Raw genomic sequence first — 20,162 nt, 5'->3', positions numbered from 1 at the left:
CATAATTTGGTGCGACGCACGAAACTTGTTACTTCTTCTCGAGCATCAGGTGTCCGCGCTTCTGGATCACGACGCGCGCCGCATCGGCGAATTTCTGCAACAGCCACGGCAGACGCACTTCGAGCCGGACGTGATCTTCGGCGACATCGACATGACCCGCCGCGACCTGGCCCAGCGCACGGACGCGGAACAGCATCTGGTCGCCGCGCCAGGTCTCCTCATCCACCTTCAGGATCGGCACGTTGATCGCTGCGCGGCTGAGGCCGGTCTGCAGCCGGCGGCGCGCTTCGTCGCGGCCGAGGCGATGAGGGATCGATACGACAAGCGGAGCTGACATTGGGGCGTCCTCGTCACTGCGTGGGTTGATTACTCCCCTATCTAAGTGAGCATTGCGAAAACAACAGGGCGGCGCGCCATATCTCAAGTTTCCGCTTCGGAACCTTCGTTGTTACGCCGTGTTCTCACTCCCAGCAGGCGGAGCACTCGGGCGACCCGCCGCGACAAGGAGAGCGGAAATGTCCATCGGCACAATCATCCTCATCATTCTGATCATCGCCTTGCTGGGCGGCTTCACCGGCGTGGGCGGCGGACCGTTCTACGGCACCGGATATTACGGCGGCGGCGGCCTCGGTCTGGTGATCGTGATCCTGCTGATCCTGCTGCTGCTCGGCAAGATCTGACGTAACCTGTCCTCGATCTGCCGATCGACGCTGTCATGCCCGGGCTCGTCCCGGGCATCCACGTATGCGGCACAGAGTCAGCGGTACGGACTCGCGTCACGCCGGGCTCATGATGCGCCCGACGTCAGCGTCTTGATCGCCGGCTTCAGCGGGGCTGCCGCCTCGTCGTAGTCGGCCCACGCCTTGGTTCGCTTCATCAACGCGGGCACTGTCTCGATGGTGTAGCGCTTGGGGTCGAGGCCGGCCTTCACTTGCGACCACGTCACCGGCATCGACACGGTGGCGCCGGTGCGGGCTCGGGGCGACAGTACAGCGACCGCCGTCGACATCCGGTCGTTGCGCAAGTAGTCGAGGAATATCTTTCCCGTGCGCTTCTGCTTCGACATGTTGAGCAGATATTGCTCGGGACTGTCCTCGGCCATCTGCGCACACACCGTCTGGGCAAACGTCTTGGCCGCCTTCCAGTCGACATTGTCGTCGGGCTTCAGCGGCACCACGACGTGCAAGCCCTTGCCGCCGGTGGTCTTGCAGAACGTCGCGAGCCCCAATGCTTCGAGGCGCTGCTTCATTTCCTTGGCGGCGATGATCACCTCGTCGAACCCGACCTCGGGCGCCGGATCGAGATCGAATACCAGCCGTCCCGGCACGTCGTAGCGGTTCGGCGCGCAGTTCCAAGGATGCAACTCGACGCCGCCGATCTGCGCCACGGCGATCAGGCCTTCGAGGCGATCGATCTGCACATAGGGCTTGCGATCGCCGGAAACCTTCGCCAGTTCGATCAGGTTCGACATTCCCGGCATGGCGTGCCGCTGAAAGAACAGCTCGCCGCCGATACCGTCAGGCGCGCGCACGATCGAACACGGCCGCCCCTTGATGTGCGGGATCAGCCAGTCGCCCACTTCGGCGAAGTAATCGGCCAGATCGCGCTTGGTGACGGTGCCGCTGATCTCGTTCTCCGGCCACAGCTCCTTGTCGGGCTTGGAGATCACCACGCCCATCACTTCCGACCGTGCCGCATCGGCCTTCCGCGGCGCCGCGGCTTTGGTAGCCGCCTTCTTGGCGGTCTTCTTCGCAGGCTTCTTGGCGGCCTTGCGGGCGCCGCGCTTCGGCTTCGGCTCGGCGAGCTCGACCTGCTGCGGCTCCTCGGCTTCGACCTCCGCAGCCGGCTTGTCGGCGCGCAGCCCCTTGAAAGCCGCCTGACGCACCATGCCGCCGCCGGTGAAGCCGGCGAACTCGATCTCCGCGACCAGCTCCGGCGTCACCCAATGCATCTCGCGCGTCTTCTTCGGCGCATTGGCGCCGCTGAACGGATTGCTACCCGTTTCATGCGCCTTCAGCTCGGGCAGGATGCGCTTGACGACGTCCTGGCCGAACCCGGTGCCGACGATGCCCACATAGGCGAGGTCATCGCCGCGGTGAACGCCGACCAGCAACGAACGGAATTTGCCGTTTGTGGTCTTCCAGCCGCCGATCACCACCTCGTGGCCGGCGCGGCACTTCGCCTTGGTCCAGCCGCCGCTGCGGCCGGAGCGATACGGCGCATCGAGCTTCTTCGAGACGATGCCTTCGAGCGACAGCTTGCAGGCCGACTGCAGAATGGCGTCGCCGCCGGTTTCAAAATGCTCGACGTAGCGGATCAGGCCTTCCTTGCGACGGCCACGTGCGGCCTTCAGCAAAGCGGCGAGCCGCTCTTTGCGCTCCGACAGCGGCAGTCGGCGCAGATCCTCGCCCTCCGCATACAGCAGATCGAACGCGAAGCAGATCAGGTTGTCGGTATCGCCGTCGGAGAGCGCCGCCTGCAGCGCGGCGAAATCCGGCTGGCCGTGCGAATCCAGCGCCACCACCTCGGTGTCGATGATCGCGTCCGGCAGCGACGCCGCTTCTTCCGCGATCGCGCTGAATTTGCCAGTCCAGTCGAGGCCCTTGCGTGTCAGCAGCTTGGCTTGTCCCTGCTCGATCCGGAGCTGCATCCGGTAGCCGTCGAACTTGATCTCGTGGCCCCAGCCTTCGCCGCTGGGCGGCCGTTCCACCGAGGTGCAAAGCTGCGGCGGCACAAAATCCGGCATCGCCGCGCGCTTGCCACGACTGACCGACTTATTCCGCGCCGCCGGCTTTGCGGCCTTAGCAGGTTTCGCTTTGGCAGGCGTCTTCGGCTTGGCTTTCGTCGCCTTCTTCGCACCGCCGGCTTCCGCCCGCTGATCCGCCGCGAGCCCGGTGTTGGAATCCCACACCGCATCCGCCGTCACCTTCGCGGCCGCCTTGCGCAGCATGAACGGCTTCGGTGCCTTCCCCTTGCCCGCCGCGATCGTCTCCATGGCGCGGCCCGAGGCGACCGAGCGGTCGTCGTCGAGCACGGTGTTGGCGTCGCCCTCGCGGGCGTCATCATCGCGGTGCTTGATCAGCAGCCAATTGGTGCGCTTGCCGCCATTGCGGTCGTGCCGCATCCGCACCAGCACCCAGCTGCCATGCAGCTTCTCGCCATGCAGGGTGAACTTCAGGTCGCCGGTCTTGAAGCCTCGCTCGGGATCGTCGCACTCCCAATAGCCGCGATCCCAGAGCTGCACGGTGCCGCCGCCATACTGGCCCTTCGGGATCGTGCCTTCGAAGTCACCATAGTCCAGCGGATGATCTTCGACCTCGACAGCGAGGCGCTTATCGTGCGGATCGAGCGACGGTCCCTTGGTCACCGCCCATGACTTGAACACGCCGCCATATTCCAGGCGCAGGTCGTAGTGCAGACGCGTGGCATCGTGCTTCTGGATCACGAACCGACGCTGCTTCGAAGGCGCCACCTTGGCGTCGCCGCGCGGCTCCGCGGTCTGCTCGAAGTCGCGTTTCTTGCGGTAGATGCTGAGCTTGTTGCTGGCCACCGTCGCTCCTTACTCACCGCCGACAGGCTGGGCTTGGTCGGAACCAAAACCCGGGATGCCCGTTCAAGTTCCACCCATGATAGCATCGACGTGACCGCCCGGTCGCGACTGCTCGAGCCCTCGGAGAATTCCCATGCCTCGCGCCTATTGGAAGGGCACGCTGAAGCTGTCCCTCGTCACCTGCCCGGTGGCGCTGTATCCGGCGACGACCAGCGTCGAGAAGACCCGCTTCCACATGATCAATGCGGAAACCGGCAATCGGCTGAAGCAGCAGATGATCGACGAAGACACCGGCGAGGTGGTCGAAAAGGATCAGAAGGCCCGCGGCTACGAGGTGCGCAAGGGCAAGTACATCGAGATCGAAAAGGACGAACTCGAAGCGGTGCAGATCGAGAGCACCCACACCATCGACATCGACAGCTTCGTGCCGGCCGACGAAATCGACCAACGCTTCCTCAATCATCCGTATTACATCGTTCCGGACGGCAAGGCCGGCGTCGATGCCTTCGCGGTGATCCGCGACGCGATGAAGGACAAAGGCCGCGTCGCGCTCGGCCGCATCGTGCTCACCAATCGCGAGCATGTGCTGGCGATCGAGCCGTTCGGCAAGGGCCTGCTGGCGACCACGCTGCGCTACCCTTACGAGCTGCGCGATGCGGGCGAGTATTTCGACGGCATCAAGTCGCCGAAAATCTCCAAGGACATGATCGAGCTCGCCGGCCACATCCTCGAAACCAAGGCGGCGCATTTCGATCCCAAGACATTCAAGGACGAATACGAAACCGCGCTGAAGGCGCTGGTCAAGCGCAAGGCCTCCGGCAAGTCGATCAAGCTCCCCGAACCCGAGGAGAAAGAGAGCAACGTGGTCAGCCTGATGGATGCGCTGAAGCAGAGTCTCGAAGGCGGCAAATCCGGCACCAAAACCGGCAAGGCCCATAGCCGCCGCAAAGCCTCCCGCTCCTCCCGCACCACCACCAAAGCCCGCCGCTCCAACGCAAGGCAGCGCAAGGCGGGGTGAGTTGGCTTAGATCGAGCGGCGCGTCATGCTGCTCTGATAGCTTAGGACGCCTTGAAGCTTTGCCCCACGCACGTCATTCCGGGGCGCGAGCGCCAGCTCGCGAACCCGGAATCTCGAAGTTATTTTGCAGCTGCGCTGCCGAACCGTCAGTACCCTGAATCTCCAGATTCCGGGTTCGCCGCTGCGCGGCGCCCCGGAATGACTCGTGCTTGAGTGGTACGTGTTCAGTCCGACGACTTCTTCCTGGCAGACTTGCGCGACGACGATCTGCGGCTGGACGATTTTCGCGCGCTGGATGTTTTTCGCGTACTGGATGACTTCGACGACTTGCGGCCTGATGACTTCTTCGTCCCGGCCCGCGTGCTGCTGGACTTCGTCGTCCTCTTGGTCGTCTTCTTCGTCGTCTTACGACCGGACTTAGTGGCCTTCTTGCTCGACGCCTTTGCAGCCTTCTTGCCGGTTTTCTTCTTTGGCACCTTCGCCCCTTCGGCGCGGGCTTCGGACAGACCGATCGCGATCGCTTGTTTGCGGCTCTTGACCTTCCTGCCGGAGCCGCCGCTCTTCAGCGTGCCGGCCTTGCGCTTCTTCATCGCGCGGCCGACCTTGGCGGACGCCTTCTTGGAATATTTCCGGGCCATGATCTCCTCCCTATGGAACGATGATCAATGATGCCGGTCGGTGATGGTTCCTTGGCTGAGCTATCAGTCCTGCTCGCCGTCCACAGCCGGTGCACTGGCCAGCTTTTCGATGACGAACACGATCATCTCGTCGCGGCGTTCACTCGAGGTGATGCGATCGCCGGTCTCGCCGATCAGCACCGGAATATCGATCAGCGCCATCGGATCGGTGCAGCGGACTTCCAACACATCGCCGGGCTGCAAACGCGCCAGCGCCTTGCGGGTCTTGAGCACCGGCAGCGGGCATTTCAGCCCGGTGAGATCGAGAACTGTCTTGGCCATGGTGGCGGACGATGACGAAGCCGCGGCGCGCGGTCAATTGCCTTCGGCCTCGTTCTTATTGCCGAGCCACGCCATGGTGAGCTAACCACGGGCATTGCCGAGTGACGACGTGGCGGAGTGCGCAATGGCTGATGTTCGACCACCCGCCGTCATCCTGGCCGGCGGCCTTGCCCGCCGGATGGGCGGCGGCGACAAACCACTGCGGTCGATCGCCGGCCGGCCGCTGCTGGCTCATGTGATCGAACGCCTGCAGCCGCAGTGCGGCGCGCTGGCGCTCAATGCCAATGGCGATCCGAGCCGGTTTGGCCGCTTCGCCCTGCCGGTGATCGCCGATACGGTGCACGACTTCCCCGGCCCGCTCGCCGGTGTGCTGGCAGCGATGGATTGGGCGGCGAAGGCGCAGCCGGACGCGCACCACGTGTTGACCGTGCCGGGTGATTGTCCGTTTCTGCCACGCGATCTGGTGGCCCGGCTCGATCAGGCCCGACTCGCTCAGAATGCCGAGATTGCCGTGGCGGCATCCGGCGGCCACCTGCATCCGGTGATCGCACTGTGGCCGGTGGCACTGCGCGAGGCGCTGCGAACCGCCTTGGTCGACGAGGACATTCGCAAGGTCGAACGCTTCACCGCGCGCTATCGGCGCGCCGAGGTGGAGTGGCCGGTGATGCCATTCGATCCGTTCTTCAACGCCAATACGCCGGAGGATGTCGCGGAAGCCGAGCGGATCGCGGCGGGCGACAAATAGCAGGCCATCTCCCCGTCATTGCGAGCGGAGCGAAGCAATCCAGCCGCGTGCACCGAACTGGATTGCTTCGTCGGCTTCGCCTCCTCGCAATGACGGAGGCGATGTTCGAGCCTACGGCGTCAGCACCGCGCGGCCGACCAGCTTGCCCTTCTGCAGATCGAGCAGCGCGTCGTAGGCTTGCGGCAAGGCCACCTTGGTGACCGGGATCGGCGACACTTTCTTGGCGCGGACAAGGTCGAGCAATTCCTGCGTCTCGGCAAGATTGCCGACGTAGCTGCCCTGGATGGTGATAGCACGCATCGGGATGAAAGGCAGCGCCCATGGTGCGCCGCCGCCGAACAGGCCGACGATCACCAGCTTGCCGCCCTTGGTGAGACAATCGAAGCCGAGCTGCGCGGTCTGCGGATTGCCGACCAGATCGAGCGCGCCGCGCACCGGGCCTTTGGCGATGGCGGCGATCTGCGCCAGCGCCTCGGGGGCCGCAGCATCGACGGTGCCGAGCGCGCCGGCCTTCTGCGCCGCGTCGCGCTTGGCTGCGTCGATATCGACCATGATGGCGCCCTTGCCGCCCATTGCTTTGAGCAGCTCTAGCGCCATCAGTCCGAGTCCGCCGGCGCCGAAGATCACGATCGGGCTGTCGAGGCAGAAGTCGAGCTTCTTCAGCGCGCTGTAGGTGGTGATGCCGGAGCATGCATAGGGCGCCGCGGTGACCGGATCGAGACCATCGAGGCTGAGCAGATAGCGCGGATGCGGCACGATCAGTTCGTCCGAATAGCCGCCGTCGCAATACACGCCGAGAAACCGCGGTTTCAGGCACATGTTCTCGTCGCCGGCCTTGCAGACGTCGCATTCGCCGCAGCCGATCCACGGATACACCAGCGCGACCTCGCCGATCTTGGCGTCCTTGGCATCAGGACCGGCGGCGACGATTTCGCCGACGGTCTCGTGCCCCATCGTCAGCGGCAGCGCGACGCCGCGATCCTGCAGCGACAGCCGCTTGCGGCCGTGACCGAGTTCGTAGCCGCCTTCCCAGATGTGCAGATCGCTGTGGCAGATGCCAGCGGCCTTGACGCGCACCAGCACCTGCGTGCCGGTCAATTCCGGCGTCGGCCGGTTGTCTTCGCTCAGCGGTTTGCCGAAATCGGTGACGCGAAAGCTCCTCATGGCGTAGTCTCCCGAGAGTGTTTTTGTTTATCGCCGAAGCATGCCACGGCGGCGCACGACCGTCGATGGCCGGCGCAGCTTACGCCGCGCTGCGGAATTCGGCCCTGGTCTGCGCCACCAGCTCGGCGATCGGCACGATGGCGCCGATGCCCGACGCCGAATGGCCTGCACTCCAGATGTCGCGCCACCGCTTCGGCCGATCCTCGCGTGCGCCGACGTCGATGTCCTTGCCGATATCGATGCCGCCGCGCTCCGGCAGATCGTCTGGATCGAGCCCGGCGGCGACGATCGAGGGCCGCAGCATGTTGGTCTGCAGCCCGGTGAACGCTTTGGTGAGCAGGATGTCGTCGGCGCTCGCCTCCACCAGCATCGCCTTGTAGCGCGGATCGGCGAGGCTCTCCTCGGTGGCGATGAACTTGGTGCCCATGTAGCCGAGATCGCAACCGAGCGTCGTCGCGGCACGCAGCGCGACGCCGTCGCTGATGCCGCCGGCGAGCACGATCACGCCGTCGAAGAATTGCCGCACCGCACGCACGAAGGCGAACGGATTGAGCCACCCGGTCTGGCCGCCGGCGCCGGCGGTGAGCAGCACCAGGCCGTCGACGCCGGCGGCGGCCGCGCGTTCGGCATGACGAATGCTCGCAACGTCGGCCAGCACCATCGCGCCGACATCGTGCAGCGGTGCGATCACCGGTTGCGGCGAGCCGACGCTGGTGATCACCACCTCCGGCCGATGCTGCAGCAGCAGCTTCAGGTCGTCTCCGAGCCGCGCGTTGGAGCGATGCACGATCAGGTTGGGGCACCACGGTGCGGCGCGCCGGCCGCTCGCCTGCTCGTGCGCCGCGATTCGGCGGTTGATCTCGCCGAGCCAGTCACCGAGTTGTTCCGTCGTACGGCAATTCACCGTGGGAAACGAACCGATCACGCCGCTACTACACGCCGCAGCCACCAGATCGACGCCCGACACTAGAAACATTGGTGCCGCAATCAGCGGCAAACTGAGACGATCGCCGAAGCGCGCCAGACGGTCGGATGATTTCACGGCAGTTTCCTCCTGCTCTGTTTGCATCGGCACTGGTCTGCCGTGCTAGTGTCGTTGCCTAACATTGGCACGCCCAACAGCCGATGACAAAGACAAGGGAGACACGACGCCATGACTGCCGAGCTCAACGCTTTTCCGACCGCAGGCACGCAAACGTTGCGGGCGCTGGCGCGCTATCCGTCGCGCACCGCGTTCGCCTGGCCCGGCGGCAGCTTGAGCTATCGCGGCGCCACCGACATGATCGGCAGCATCCAGAAGGTGTTCATGGGGCTCGACCTGCAGCCCGGCACGCGGGTCGCGCTGCTCACCGCCAATCGTGCCGAGACCTGGTGCGCCGGCGTCGCGGCGCAGCTCTGCCGCTTCGCTATCACCTGGCTGCATCCGCTGGGCTCGCGCCAGGATCAGCTCGATCAGATCGAGGACTCCGAAGCCGCGGTGCTGATCGTCGACGCCGCGGCCTTCCTGGAGCGCGGCGGCCAGCTTGCCACCGAGGCGACCGGCCTGCGCCACGTCTTCACCATCGGCCGTGCCGACTACGGGCTTGATCTGCTGATCGCGCTGGATCAGGCCGGCAGCGCCACGGCGCGCGACTTTGCGCGGCTCGATGACGTCGCGGTGCTGAACTACACCGGCGGCACCACCGGCAAGTCCAAGGGTGCGCTGCGCCACCATCGCGAGAACGCCGGTTTCGCCAATGCGATCCTGGCCGATTTCGAGATCCCGTTCGATCCGCGCTATCTCACCGTCGCGCCGATCAGCCACGTCGCCGGCACCAAGGTGCTGCCGTCGCTGATCCGCGGCGGCACCATCCACATGATGAAGGGGTTCGATCCCGAAGCGGTGCTGCAGACGATCGAGCGCGAGAAGATCAACTTCACGCTGTTCGTGCCGACGATGGTCTATGTGCTGCTCGATCATCCGTCGCTCGCCAAGACCGATCTGTCGTCGCTCGATCTGGTGCTGTACGGCGCCTCGCCGATGTCGCCGACGCGGCTGGTGGAAGGCATCGAGCGGATCGGCCCGGTGTTCTCGCAGCTCTACGGCCAGACCGAGTGCTATCCGGTGTCGGTGCTGCGCAAGGCCGATCATGATCCGAAGCAGCCGGAGCTGTTCCTGTCGTGCGGCTTCCCGATCGCGGCCTGCGATGCCCGGATTCTCGACGAGAACGATCAGGAAGTGCCGCTCGGCGAGGCCGGCGAGATCTGCGTGCGCGCGCCCCATGTGATGGCGGAATATTGGAAGCGCCCGGAGCAGACCGCTGAAACGCTGAAAAGTGGCTGGCTGCACACCGGCGATATCGCCAAGCAGGACGACCGCGGCTACATGTATATTCTCGACCGCAAGAAGGACATGATCGTGTCCGGCGGCTTCAACATCTTCCCGCGCGAGGTCGAGGACGTGTTGTCGACGCATCAGGACGTCGCGATGGTCGCGGTGGTCGGCGTGCCCGACGACAAATGGGGCGAAGCCGTCACCGCGGTGGTGGTCGCCAAGCCCGGCACCAAGCCCGACGAGCGTGAACTGATCGAACTGGTCAAGACCCGCAAGGGCTCGGCGCATGCGCCGAAACAGGTGCAGTTCGTCACCGAGTTGCCGATGACCGGCGTCGGCAAGATCGACAAGAAAGTCCTGCGCGCCGGCTTCTGGGCGGGACGCGACCGGATGGTTGGGTAGTTCCGATCACTCGCCGTCCGTCATCATTCCGGGGCGCGCCGCCAGGCGCGAACCCGGAATATGACACGCAAACAACCTCGAGATTCCGGGTTCGCTTGCTGTGCAAGCGCCCCGGAATGACAGCGTGGTCCTACGACCGAAACAGCCGCGTGTACTGCGTCTCGTGGCGGAGGCTGGCAAGGTCGGCGCGGAAGGTGGCGCTGCCGAGGTCGTCGAGTGAAGCGGCAAGCGCGCGGCTGCCGGTGGCGATCACCGAGGGCTCCAATGCTGCGAGCACGCGCTGGCTGTCGGTCTGGCCGAGCGGGATCAGCCGCGCGCCGGCCGAGATCCAGTTCGACGTCACCGCATGCAGGAAGCCGTGCAGCGTCGCCGGCAGTGGCACGCCATGCGAGGCGCTGACGAGACCGACCGCGACCGGATAGGCGATTGCCTCGCCGCATGCCGCCACCGCACGGCCGAGGCCGTCGCTGTCCCAGGCCTTGCGGGCGATCTCGATGAAGGCGCGGCCCTGCGACAGCGTCTCGAGCTGGCGCTCAGCCGAGGTGACGAACGCCGCGGCGAGTTCGGCGACAGCGGACAGGCCGGCATCGTCGCTGCGCTCGGTGGCGCGATAGGCGTGGCTGAGCAGCACCGCGTCACAGAACCCGGCGCCATGCTGCAGCATCGCGTTCAGCCAATCGCGCAAGCTCGCAGCGTCGGTGATGTCGCCCGCCTCCACCGCCCATTCGATGCCGCTGGAATACGAGAACGCGCCGACCGGAAACGCCGGCGACAGCCAGGTCATCAGCCGGAACAGCGCGGCGCTCTGCTCCGGCGGCAGCGGCTGCGCCGACGCCTCCGGCTCAGTGCTCATGCTTGTGCGAGTGGCCGCAATGCTCGTCATGGACATGATGGTCGTGGCCATGATGATCATGCCCACAGCAGCCGCCATCAGCATGATCGTGGTCGTGATGCGCGTGACCATGATGGCCATGATCATGGTGGCCGTGACCGTGGTGGTGCCCATGATCTTTATGAGCGTGCGCCGCCTCGCCGCTGTCGTGCGGCGGTGCGTAGGCGCCGCCTTCCGGATCGAACGGCGCTTCGATCTCCACCACCTTGCCGCCGAGGCCGCGGACCATGTCGGCGATGACGTGGTCGCGGCGGATGCGCAGCGCCTTGGCCATCAGCTGCGTCGGCAAATGGCGGTTGCCGAGATGCCAGGCGAGCCGCACCAGGTGCAAGGAATCATGACCGCGGATCTCGAGCAGCGGCTCCGGAGCCGCGACCACTTCCACCAGCCGCCCGTCTTCCAGCACCAGGGCGTCGCCGCCGCGCAGCGCCACCGCCTGCTCCAGATCGAGCAGGAACGACAGTCCCCGCGTCCCGGTCATCGCCATGCGGCGGCGATGCCGATCGTCGAAATCGAGCACGACGGTGTCGGCCGGGGTGTCGGTCCAGCGATGCTGGCCGCGGACGGCGGTGGCGCGGATCATGGTGTCTCCTATCTGGTCACGACGTTCGCCGGCGTGATGATCTCGATCTTGGGCGGCGCGGCGAAGCAGGTGACGGCGACGCGACCGAACGTCTTCATGTGCTCGGCCTTGCGATGCGGCTCCAGCGCTTCGGCGTTTTCCCACTGCTCGACGAACACCATCTTGGAAGGTTCGGTGACGCTCTCGTGCAGGTCGTAGGCGATGTTGCCGGGCTCCTTGCGCGTCTCGGCGATGCAGGCTTTGGCAGCGGCGATCAGTTCGGCACGCATTTCGGGCTTCACGGTCAAAGTGGCGACGACATAGATCACGAATATTCCTCCCGGCGGTTTGTATCTGCAAGGCCGGACATGCGCCGGCGCGCGGGACATTAGGCGGATGCGTCGGGGATGCAAAGGGGTGGCTCAACCGCGTCGACGCGCCACCACGCGACGGTCATTCCGGGATGCGCGCGAACGCGCGCAGACCCGGAATCCCGAAGTTTGTGCGGATCGAGATTCCGGGTTCGCCGCTTCGCGGCGCCCCGGAATGACCGGCGGAGAGGTTGCGCGTAACAGGCTGGTGTTGACGAACGAGAAGCCCCTCAGAACATGAAGTAGCGCTGCGCCAGCGGCAGCACGTCGGCGGGCGCGCAAGTGAGGAGTTCGCCGTCGGCGCGGACTTCGTAGGTCTCGGGATCGACTTCGAGCTTCGGCGTGGCGTCGTTGTGGATCATGCTCTTTTTGGAGATGCCGCCGCGGACGTTGCTGATCGGGACCAGCTTCTTGGCGATGCCGAGGTCGCGGGCGAGATTGCCGGCAGCGGCGGCCTGCGAGGTAAACACCACCGACGACGCGGTCAGCGCCTTGCCGAAGGCGCCGAACATCGGCTGATAGTGCACCGGCTGCGGCGTCGGGATCGAGGCGTTGGGATCCCCCATCGGCGCCGCGACGATGCTGCCGCCCTTGATGATGCAGTCCGGCTTGACGCCGAAGAAAGCCGGCGACCACAGCACGAGGTCTGCCATCTTGCCCTTTTCGACCGAGCCGATCAGCTTCGACACGCCATGCGCGATCGCCGGATTGATCGTGTACTTGGCGATGTAGCGCTTGACGCGAAAATTGTCGTTGCGTGCGCTGTCCTGCGGCAGCGCGCCGCGCTGTTTCTTCATCTTGTCGGCGGTCTGCCAGGTGCGGATGATCACTTCGCCGAGCCGGCCCATCGCCTGACTGTCCGACGACATCATCGACAGCGCGCCGAGGTCGTGCAGGATGTCCTCGGCCGCGATCGTCTCCTTGCGGATGCGGCTCTCGGCGAAGGCGAGATCCTCGGCGATCGATGGATCGAGATGGTGGCACACCATCAGCATGTCGAGATGCTCGTCGATGGTGTTCTTCGTGAACGGCCGCGTCGGATTGGTCGACGACGGCAGTACGTTGGGCAGCGAAGCGACCTTGATGATGTCCGGCGCGTGGCCGCCGCCGGCGCCTTCGGTGTGGAAGGCGTGAATGGTGCGGCCCTTGAACGCCTTCACGGTGTCTTCCACGAAACCCGACTCGTTGAGCGTGTCGGTGTGGATCATCACCTGGATGTCGTATTCGTCCGCGACAGTGAGGCAATTGTCGATCGCCGCCGGCGTCGTGCCCCAGTCCTCGTGCAGCTTGAGCGCGCAGGCCCCGCCTTCGATCATTTCCTTCAGCGGCCCGGGCAGCGCGGCGTTGCCCTTGCCGGAGATGCCGAGATTGACCGGAAACGCATCGAACGACTGAATCATCCGGCCGATGTGCCACGGCCCCGGGGTGCAGGTCGTCGCGAAGGTGCCGTGCGACGGGCCGGTGCCGCCGCCCAGCATCGTGGTGACGCCGCTCATCAGCGCATGTTCGATCTGCTGCGGGCAGATGAAATGGATGTGGCTATCGAAGCCGCCGGCGGTGAGGATCTTGCCTTCGCCGGCGATCACGTCGGTGCCGGGACCGATGATGATGTCGACATTCGGCTGAATGTCCGGATTGCCGGCCTTGCCGATCGCGGTGATCAGGCCGGCCGTGATGGCGACGTCGGCTTTGACGATGCCCCAATGGTCGACGATCAGCGCGTTGGTGATCACGGTGTCGGCGGCGCCCTCTGCGTTGGTCACCTGCGACTGGCCCATGCCGTCACGGATCACCTTGCCGCCACCGAACTTCACCTCCTCGCCATAGGTGGTGAGGTCTTTCTCGACCTCGATGATCAGATCGGTGTCGGCGAGCCGAACGCGGTCGCCGGTGGTCGGGCCGAACATGTCGGCATAGACGGAACGTGCAATCTTGGTGCTCACAACACGGCCCTCCCGCGCGCGGCGGTTTCGTCGAATAAACGTTCGAGGTGATCGTTGACGCCGCGGCAGCCGGCCGCGACCTTTTCGGCCCAATCGAGATAGTCGAGCAGCCGGTCGCGTTCCCAATCGTCCGGCGGCGACAGGATCAGCGAGCGAAGATTGCTGATCTTGTCCGCGAGCTTGATCATCTTGGCGCGCGGCGCCAGATGCGGCGCGTGCTCGATCTGCAGCCGCTTGCGCTCGGCCTTCGGCAGCGTCTTGTCGTCGGTGCAGGCGACGACCAGCTCGGCGACGTCTTCGCTGAACAGCTCGGCGAGATCGTCGCGCGTGACGCCGGTATCCTCGATGGTGTCGTGCAGCCAGCCGGCGGCCACCAGCGCCGCGTCGGCGCCGTCCGTCGCACCCGTCAGCAGCAGCGCAACCTCGGCGAGGTGATTGACGTAAGGCTCCTTGTCGGCGCCCTTGCGCCGCGTCCCGGCATGTTTTCGCGCGGCGAAGTCGGCAGCGCGAGACACCAGCACGAGATCGGTCATGCCCCCGCCCTCAGCGGCCGGAACGACGGCGTTCTGGCCGCTTTCTTGTCGAACGTCATGGTCGCATCGCAGCCGAAGGCGAGGTTGAGCTCGCCGATCATGCAGTCGGCGAAATCGGCAAGTCCCTTTCCGTATTGCTCGACCGCGCGCTCGATGGACGCGGCGAACGGCAACACGAACTCCGGGGCCGCCAGGATGCGCTGCAGCCGGGAATGGATTGCTTTGCGATCAAGCCCGAACGAGGCACGCAGCGCCCAGACGAACTCGACCAGCACCACCGGGTTGATGAAGACACTGCCTTGCGACCGCACTACATCCCGCGCGGCCGCGGTCTGGGCGACGTTGTCATCCGCCTCGAAGAATCGCAGCAAGACATTGGTGTCGACCGCGATCATCGCCGCTTGCCCCTTCGAGGGAACTTCTCAGTGATCGTCGCGGTGATCGCGTCGTCGAGGTCCTTGCGCGCGTACGGGCGCTGACGCGGCGGCAGCTTCACCTCGTCGAAATTCTCGAAGATGCTGCGCCGCTTCACCGCCGTGACGGTCAGCTTGCCGGATGCCGACAGATCAAAGTCGAGGCGATCGCCGGCGGTGACGCCGAGCCGCTCGCGGATGGGGGCCGGCAAAGTGACCTGCCCCTTCGAAGTGACGATCGCCGAAGCCTTGTAAGACATCACCCGAACTCCTTACATTGAAGGTAGTCCTTACCGACCGTCGCCTCAAGCCTTGTCCAGCTTGCCCATCACGTCGCCGCGGAAGCCGTAGATCGTGCGGCTGCCGGCGAGCGCGACGAGCTGGACGTCGCGGCTCTGGCCGGGTTCGAAGCGCACCGCGGTGCCGGCGGCGATGTCGAGCCGCATGCCGCGGGCCTTGTCGCGGTCGAATTGCAGCGCCGGGTTGGTTTCGAAGAAATGATAGTGCGAGCCGACCTGGATCGGACGGTCGCCGCTGTTGGCCACCGTCAGCGTCACCGTGGCGCGCCCGGCGTTGAGCTCGATCTCGCCGTCTTCGATGAACAGTTCACCGGGGATCATGGTCATTCTCCACAACAGGCGTCATTGCGAGCGAAGCGAAGCAATCCAGAGCCGCACGCGTGGCCTAGATTGCTTCGTCGCTGCGCTCCTCGCAATGACGAACGAAAGAGCCTTCGAAACGACGGCACATCGCCACTACCTGATCGGCTGGTGCACGGTGACGAGCTTGGTGCCGTCGGGGAATGTGGCTTCAACCTGGATGTCGTGAATCATTTCGGCTATGCCGTCCATGCACTGGTCGCGGGTGATCACCTCCGCGCCGGCGTGCATCAGTTCGGCGACGCTGCGGCCGTCGCGCGCACCCTCGACGATGAAATCGGTGATCAGCGCCACGGCCTCGGGATGGTTGAGCTTGACGCCGCGCTCGAGCCGGCGGCGGGCGACCATCGCTGCCATCGAAACCAGCAGCTTGTCCTTTTCGCGGGGGGAGAGGTTCATGAAGGCACTCGATCGAATGAGCCTGAAATTCGGACGTGACGCGGGATCAACTCAGCCACAGCCGCGGCAGCGCGCGGCCGGCGGCGCGGCCGAGAACGGTCATCATGTCGGCGCGCAGCTTCGCGGCATTTTGGGCGCAGAACCGGGCCATTGCAAACCCATTCCACGCCGAAATCCCAACCTCGGCGCCGAACGTATCGGCCGCCTCATGCAGCCGTTCGACCAGCGCCGCATCGCCCGGCACGATCAGCGCGGTGCCGATCGCGACACCGGCTTTGGCCACTGCAGGGCGTGCCAAGAGGGCACCGATCTCGCCATCGAGCCGCACGGTTTCGGCGAACAGCAATCTGCCGCCGCGCCGCATCCGCCAGCGGTCGACGAAGCGGCCGTGCTGCATGGTCTCGCCCATCGCCGAACGGCCGAAGATCACCATCTCGGACAGCAGCAGCGAAGCATCGTCCGCCAGCTCGATATCGATCCGTCGCTCGGCGCGGGCCTGATCGAACAGGATGGTCTCCTGCGGCAGCCACGCCAGATGGCCGCCACTCGCGACCTTGAGGGTGATATCGAGCTGCGCGGCGGGGCCGTGCGAGCGATACACCTTCTCGGCCGCCGCCGTGGTCAGCGTCAGCCGCGCATCGGCCTGAACGTCGAGGCTGATGCTGAAGCGATCCCCACCGGCGACGCCGCCCGCGGTGTTCACCAGCACAGCCGACAGCCCCTGCTGTTCCGGCGATGGAAAGCGAACCCGGAGCGATCCGGCTTCATGCACCGGCCCACGCCGGGTGACGCCGCCGTCCGCCCGCACCTCGACGGCGACTTCTCCGACCGCCCGATTGGCGGCGAAGGTCTGCGAGGTGATGAGGCTGGTATCGGTCGCGATCATGCCGAGTATCCGCGGCGCTGCCACACCGGCCGCGCGCTCCCTCGCCCCGCCCCGGACTCACTCCCTCGCCACGAGCACGGCGAGCTCCCTCGCCCCGCTCTCGCGGGGAGAGGGGTGGGGTGAGGGGCGACGCGAGTCACGGCCCCTCGGCTATGCGGAGACGCCCCCTCACCCGGATCGCCACTGCGCGACGATCCGACCTCTCCCCGCAGGCGGGGAGAGGTGAAGATGCGCTCCGGTCGTTGCTGACGAAGTCTGTTCAAAGCCGTCCTACAGCGCCATCTGCCGGCTGATCTCTGCGGGGTCGAGGCTGGCGCGGTCGCAGGTGTATTTAACTGCGCCGCGATCCATCACCGCGAAATTGTCGCCGAGTTCGCAGGCGAAATCGAGATACTGTTCGACCAGCACAATGGCGATGTTGCCGAGATTGCGCAAATACGAAATCGCCCGGCCGATGTCCTTGATAATCGACGGCTGGATGCCTTCGGTCGGCTCGTCGAGCAGCAGCAGCTTCGGCCGCATCACCAGCGCGCGGCCGATCGCGAGTTGCTGCTGCTGACCGCCCGAAAGGTCTCCGCCGCGGCGGCCGAGCATCGAGTTCAGCACCGGAAACAGCGAGAACACATCGTCGGGGATCGACTTGTCGGCGCGCTTCAGCGGCGCGTAGCCGGTCTTGAGGTTTTCTTCGACCGTGAGCAGCGGAAAGATCTCGCGGCCCTGCGGCACCAGCGAGATGCCACGCCGCGCCCGCTCATACGGCTTCAAATGCGAGATGTCGGTGCCGTCGAAGGTGATCGCGCCGGACGAGATCGGCTGCTGCCCCACCAGCGCACGCAGCAGGCTAGTCTTGCCGACGCCGTTGCGGCCGAGCACGCAGGTGACCTTCCCCGGCTCCGCCGCGATCGACACCCCGCGGAGCGCCTGCGCGGCGCCGTAGTACAAATTGATATTGTCGACGGTGAGCATGGGCTCGTCCTCAATATGTAGCTTCAGCAAGAGCCGGCGTACTTTACCCGGCCGTCATCCCGCCCACGGACGTCATCCCCCGCGCATGCGGGGGATCCAGTACGCCGCAGCGCTGCGGTGAACACGCGACTCCCTGGGATACTGGGTCGCCCGCCTGCGCGGGCGATGACGGTGCAGCGTGGGGAGACGGCGCGAGAAACAACCCAGCAAGAATCATCATCACCGCCCCAGATACACTTCCACGACCCGCTCGTTCGCGGACACGTCGTCGATCGTGCCCTCGGCCAGCACCGTGCCTTCGTGCAGGCACGTCACCTTGACGCCGAGTTCGCGCACGAAGGTCATGTCGTGCTCGACCACCATCACGGTCTTGTCGTGGCTGTTGATCTCGCGCAGCAGCTCCGCGGTCTGCTGGGTCTCGACGTCGGTCATGCCGGCGACCGGTTCGTCGACCAGCAACACCTTGGGGTCCTGCGCCAGCAGCATGCCGATCTCCAGCCACTGCTTCTGGCCATGCGACAGCGAGCCGGCCAGCCGGTCGCGGGCGTCGCGCAAGCGGATGATGTCGAGCACGCGCTCGATCCGCTCGCTCTCGTCCCTGCTCCGCCGCCAGAACAGCGTGCCGCGGACGCTGTGATCGACGTTGAGGGCCAGAAGCAGATTGTCTTCGATGGTCTGGCTTTCGAACACCGTCGGCTTCTGGAATTTGCGGCCGATGCCGAGCTTGGCGATCTCGGTCTCGTCGAGCTTGGTGAGGTCGACGGTGCCGTCGAACACCACCTCGCCTTTGTCCGGCTTGGTCTTGCCGGTGATGATATCCATCATCGTGGTCTTGCCGGCGCCGTTCGGGCCGATGATCGCCCGCATCTCGCCGGGCTCCAGCGTCAGCGACAGGTTGTTGATGGCGTGGAAGCCATCGAACGAGACGTGGACGCCGTCGAGATACAGCATCGCCGAGGTCGATCGGGTTTCGAGCATGCTCATGACGTCACTCCGCCGGCTTCGGTTGGATCACGCCGTCTTCCCGCGCAGCGCTGTCCGCGATGTCGGTCGGCGGCAGCTTGCGCGAGGCCAGCCACGCATTGACGGTGCCGACGATGCCCTTCGGCAGCAACAGCGTCACCGCCACGAACAGGGCGCCGAGCATGAACAGCCAATACGGCGCCAGCGGCCCGGAGGTGAACACCGTCTTGGCGTAGTTGACGACGATCGCACCCAGCGCGGCACCCACCAGCGTGCCGCGACCGCCGACTGCGACCCAGATCACCGCCTCGATCGAATTGCCGGGGGCGAATTCGCTCGGGTTGATGATGCCGACCTGCGGGACGTACAGCGCGCCCGCGACGCCGGCCATGCACGCCGACAGCGTGAACACGAACAGCTTGTAGGACTCGACGCGGTAGCCGAGGAACCGGGTGCGGCTTTCGGCATCGCGGATCGCAATCAGCACCTTGCCGAGCTTGGAGGTGACAACCGCCCGGCAGATCAGGAATCCGACCGCCAGCGCCAGACAGCTCAGCATGAACAGCGCCGCGCGGGTGCCGTCGGCCTGGACGTTGAAGCCGAGAATGTCCTTGAAATCGGTCAGGCCGTTGTTGCCGCCGAAACCGAAATCGTTGCGGAAGAACGCCAGCAGCAGCGCATAGGTCATCGCCTGGGTGATGATCGACAGATACACGCCGGTGACGCGGGAGCGGAACGCCAGCCACCCGAAGCAGAAGGCGAGCAGGCCCGGCACCAGCAGCACCATCACCGCCGCGAACCAGAACATATCGAAGCCGTACCAGTACCAGGGCAGCTCCTTCCAGTTCAGGAACACCATGAAGTCCGGCAAGGTCGGATTGGCATAGACGCCGCGGGTGCCGATCTGGCGCATCAGATACATGCCCATCGCGTAACCGCCGAGCGCGAAGAACGCGCCGTGGCCGAGCGAGAGGATGCCGCAATAGCCCCAGATCAGGTCGATCGACAGCGCGAGCAGCGCGTAGCAGACGTATTTGCCGAACAGCGAGATCAGATAGGTCGGCACGTGCAGCGCCGACGACTCCGGCGTCAGCAGATTGAGCAGCGGCAGCAGGATTCCGATCGCAGCGAGCAGCACCAGAAAGATCGTCGCTCCGCGATCGAGCGAGCGGGTGAGGATGTGCGGGGTCATGACGCCACCCCTCCGTCATTGCGAGGAGCCCCCGGATCGGCGCTTCGCGCCGTCCGAGCACAGGCTCCGCGACGAAGCAATCCAGAGTCCAGTGCACGAAGCTCTGGATTGCTTCGCTTCGCTCGCAATGAAGCGGCTGATGTGGTTGATATTGCAGCGAAACTGTGCCTCGCCGCAGACGATAAGTGCGCGATCCTGGCTCCCCTCCCCCTTGCGGGGAGGGGTCGGGGG

Annotated in this window: 23 protein-coding genes; 4 read left to right on the top strand and 19 right to left on the bottom strand. The window is 65.4% G+C overall.

Features of this window, described 5'->3' with window-relative positions:
- Nucleotides 1-28: 28 nt before the first annotated feature.
- A complete protein-coding gene (locus tag VRZ08_RS19735; RefSeq protein WP_164571258.1) occupies nt 29-337 on the bottom strand; it encodes a polyhydroxyalkanoic acid system family protein in 309 nt (102 codons plus the stop codon).
- A gap of 178 nt (nt 338-515) precedes the next feature.
- Between VRZ08_RS19735 and VRZ08_RS19730 the strand changes: the two genes are divergently transcribed.
- Nucleotides 516-680 (top strand): DUF3309 family protein, encoded by a 165-nt coding sequence (locus VRZ08_RS19730; protein ID WP_013501467.1) that lies wholly within the window; start codon nt 516-518, stop codon nt 678-680.
- Nucleotides 681-787: 107 nt separating this feature from the next.
- On the opposite strand, the gene ligD is transcribed toward VRZ08_RS19730, so the two are convergent.
- Nucleotides 788-3,550 (bottom strand): DNA ligase D, encoded by a 2,763-nt coding sequence (ligD, locus tag VRZ08_RS19725; protein ID WP_414533613.1) that lies wholly within the window; start codon nt 3,548-3,550, stop codon nt 788-790.
- A 133-nt stretch (nt 3,551-3,683) separates the two neighbouring features.
- Between ligD and VRZ08_RS19720 the strand changes: the two genes are divergently transcribed.
- A complete protein-coding gene (locus tag VRZ08_RS19720) occupies nt 3,684-4,568 on the top strand; it encodes a Ku protein (protein WP_408019231.1) in 885 nt (294 codons plus the stop codon).
- 224 nt (nt 4,569-4,792) lie between these two features.
- Here the strand turns inward: VRZ08_RS19720 and VRZ08_RS19715 are convergent, their stop codons facing one another.
- Nucleotides 4,793-5,158, bottom strand: coding sequence for a DUF6496 domain-containing protein (locus VRZ08_RS19715; RefSeq protein ID WP_414533612.1), 366 nt, complete (start codon nt 5,156-5,158; stop codon nt 4,793-4,795).
- Between the two features lie 111 nt (nt 5,159-5,269).
- Entirely contained in the window at nt 5,270-5,527 is a 258-nt protein-coding gene (locus VRZ08_RS19710) for a sulfurtransferase TusA family protein (RefSeq protein WP_414533611.1), read from the bottom strand.
- A gap of 124 nt (nt 5,528-5,651) precedes the next feature.
- Between VRZ08_RS19710 and mobA the strand changes: the two genes are divergently transcribed.
- Entirely contained in the window at nt 5,652-6,272 is a 621-nt protein-coding gene (mobA, locus tag VRZ08_RS19705; protein ID WP_408019228.1) for a molybdenum cofactor guanylyltransferase MobA, read from the top strand.
- 111 nt (nt 6,273-6,383) lie between these two features.
- Here the strand turns inward: mobA and VRZ08_RS19700 are convergent, their stop codons facing one another.
- Both VRZ08_RS19700 and VRZ08_RS19695 read right to left on the bottom strand, forming a co-directional pair.
- Nucleotides 6,384-7,436: an alcohol dehydrogenase gene (locus VRZ08_RS19700; protein WP_107356433.1), complete on the bottom strand. Its 1,053-nt coding sequence runs from the start codon at nt 7,434-7,436 to the stop codon at nt 6,384-6,386.
- A gap of 79 nt (nt 7,437-7,515) precedes the next feature.
- Nucleotides 7,516-8,505: an NAD(P)H-dependent flavin oxidoreductase gene (locus VRZ08_RS19695; RefSeq protein WP_414533671.1), complete on the bottom strand. Its 990-nt coding sequence runs from the start codon at nt 8,503-8,505 to the stop codon at nt 7,516-7,518.
- Between the two features lie 84 nt (nt 8,506-8,589).
- Between VRZ08_RS19695 and VRZ08_RS19690 the strand changes: the two genes are divergently transcribed.
- Nucleotides 8,590-10,152: an AMP-binding protein gene (locus tag VRZ08_RS19690; RefSeq protein WP_414533610.1), complete on the top strand. Its 1,563-nt coding sequence runs from the start codon at nt 8,590-8,592 to the stop codon at nt 10,150-10,152.
- A gap of 130 nt (nt 10,153-10,282) precedes the next feature.
- Here VRZ08_RS19690 and VRZ08_RS19685 read toward each other — a convergent pair whose 3' ends face one another.
- The 13 genes from VRZ08_RS19685 to urtC form a co-directional block, all read right to left on the bottom strand.
- A complete protein-coding gene (locus tag VRZ08_RS19685; RefSeq protein ID WP_414533609.1) occupies nt 10,283-11,005 on the bottom strand; it encodes an urease accessory protein UreF in 723 nt (240 codons plus the stop codon).
- The gene (locus tag VRZ08_RS19680; RefSeq protein ID WP_414533608.1) at nt 10,995-11,627 is read right to left on the bottom strand and encodes an urease accessory protein UreE; all 633 of its coding nucleotides are present in this window, start codon (nt 11,625-11,627) and stop codon (nt 10,995-10,997) included. Before VRZ08_RS19680 ends, VRZ08_RS19685 begins: the two co-directional genes overlap by 11 nt.
- Nucleotides 11,628-11,635: 8 nt before the next feature.
- The gene (locus VRZ08_RS19675) at nt 11,636-11,935 is read right to left on the bottom strand and encodes a putative quinol monooxygenase (protein WP_142883169.1); all 300 of its coding nucleotides are present in this window, start codon (nt 11,933-11,935) and stop codon (nt 11,636-11,638) included.
- 272 nt (nt 11,936-12,207) lie between these two features.
- The gene (ureC, locus tag VRZ08_RS19670; RefSeq protein WP_414533607.1) at nt 12,208-13,920 is read right to left on the bottom strand and encodes an urease subunit alpha; all 1,713 of its coding nucleotides are present in this window, start codon (nt 13,918-13,920) and stop codon (nt 12,208-12,210) included.
- Nucleotides 13,917-14,453 carry an HD domain-containing protein gene (locus VRZ08_RS19665; RefSeq protein ID WP_414533606.1) on the bottom strand — a complete coding sequence of 179 codons (537 nt, stop codon included), beginning with the start codon at nt 14,451-14,453 and terminating at the stop codon, nt 13,917-13,919. Before VRZ08_RS19665 ends, ureC begins: the two co-directional genes overlap by 4 nt.
- Nucleotides 14,450-14,848 carry a PIN domain-containing protein gene (locus VRZ08_RS19660; RefSeq protein WP_414533605.1) on the bottom strand — a complete coding sequence of 133 codons (399 nt, stop codon included), beginning with the start codon at nt 14,846-14,848 and terminating at the stop codon, nt 14,450-14,452. Before VRZ08_RS19660 ends, VRZ08_RS19665 begins: the two co-directional genes overlap by 4 nt.
- Complete coding sequence (locus VRZ08_RS19655; protein WP_414533604.1) at nt 14,845-15,126, bottom strand: AbrB/MazE/SpoVT family DNA-binding domain-containing protein; 282 nt, start codon at nt 15,124-15,126, stop codon at nt 14,845-14,847. The genes VRZ08_RS19660 and VRZ08_RS19655 overlap by 4 nt, the downstream gene beginning before the upstream one ends.
- Before the next feature lie 45 nt (nt 15,127-15,171).
- Entirely contained in the window at nt 15,172-15,486 is a 315-nt protein-coding gene (locus VRZ08_RS19650) for an urease subunit beta (RefSeq protein ID WP_263989218.1), read from the bottom strand.
- A gap of 135 nt (nt 15,487-15,621) precedes the next feature.
- Nucleotides 15,622-15,924 (bottom strand): urease subunit gamma, encoded by a 303-nt coding sequence (locus VRZ08_RS19645; protein WP_414533603.1) that lies wholly within the window; start codon nt 15,922-15,924, stop codon nt 15,622-15,624.
- Nucleotides 15,925-15,970: 46 nt separating this feature from the next.
- Complete coding sequence (locus VRZ08_RS19640) at nt 15,971-16,810, bottom strand: urease accessory protein UreD (RefSeq protein WP_414533602.1); 840 nt, start codon at nt 16,808-16,810, stop codon at nt 15,971-15,973.
- 270 nt (nt 16,811-17,080) lie between these two features.
- Entirely contained in the window at nt 17,081-17,776 is a 696-nt protein-coding gene (gene urtE / locus VRZ08_RS19635) for an urea ABC transporter ATP-binding subunit UrtE (protein ID WP_414533601.1), read from the bottom strand.
- A 219-nt stretch (nt 17,777-17,995) separates the two neighbouring features.
- On the bottom strand, nt 17,996-18,760 hold the full coding sequence (urtD, locus tag VRZ08_RS19630; RefSeq protein ID WP_107345422.1) for an urea ABC transporter ATP-binding protein UrtD: 765 nt from the start codon (nt 18,758-18,760) through the stop codon (nt 17,996-17,998).
- 4 nt (nt 18,761-18,764) lie between these two features.
- Complete coding sequence (gene urtC, locus VRZ08_RS19625) at nt 18,765-19,931, bottom strand: urea ABC transporter permease subunit UrtC (protein WP_414533600.1); 1,167 nt, start codon at nt 19,929-19,931, stop codon at nt 18,765-18,767.
- Between the last annotated feature and the right edge of the window lie 231 nt (nt 19,932-20,162).

This window comes from Rhodopseudomonas sp. G2_2311, assembly GCF_047501505.1.
GTDB classification, from domain to species: Bacteria; Pseudomonadota; Alphaproteobacteria; order Rhizobiales; family Xanthobacteraceae; genus Rhodopseudomonas; species Rhodopseudomonas palustris_H.
Note: the sequence above shows the minus strand (reverse complement) of the source record. Positions and strands in the feature narration are given on the sequence as shown.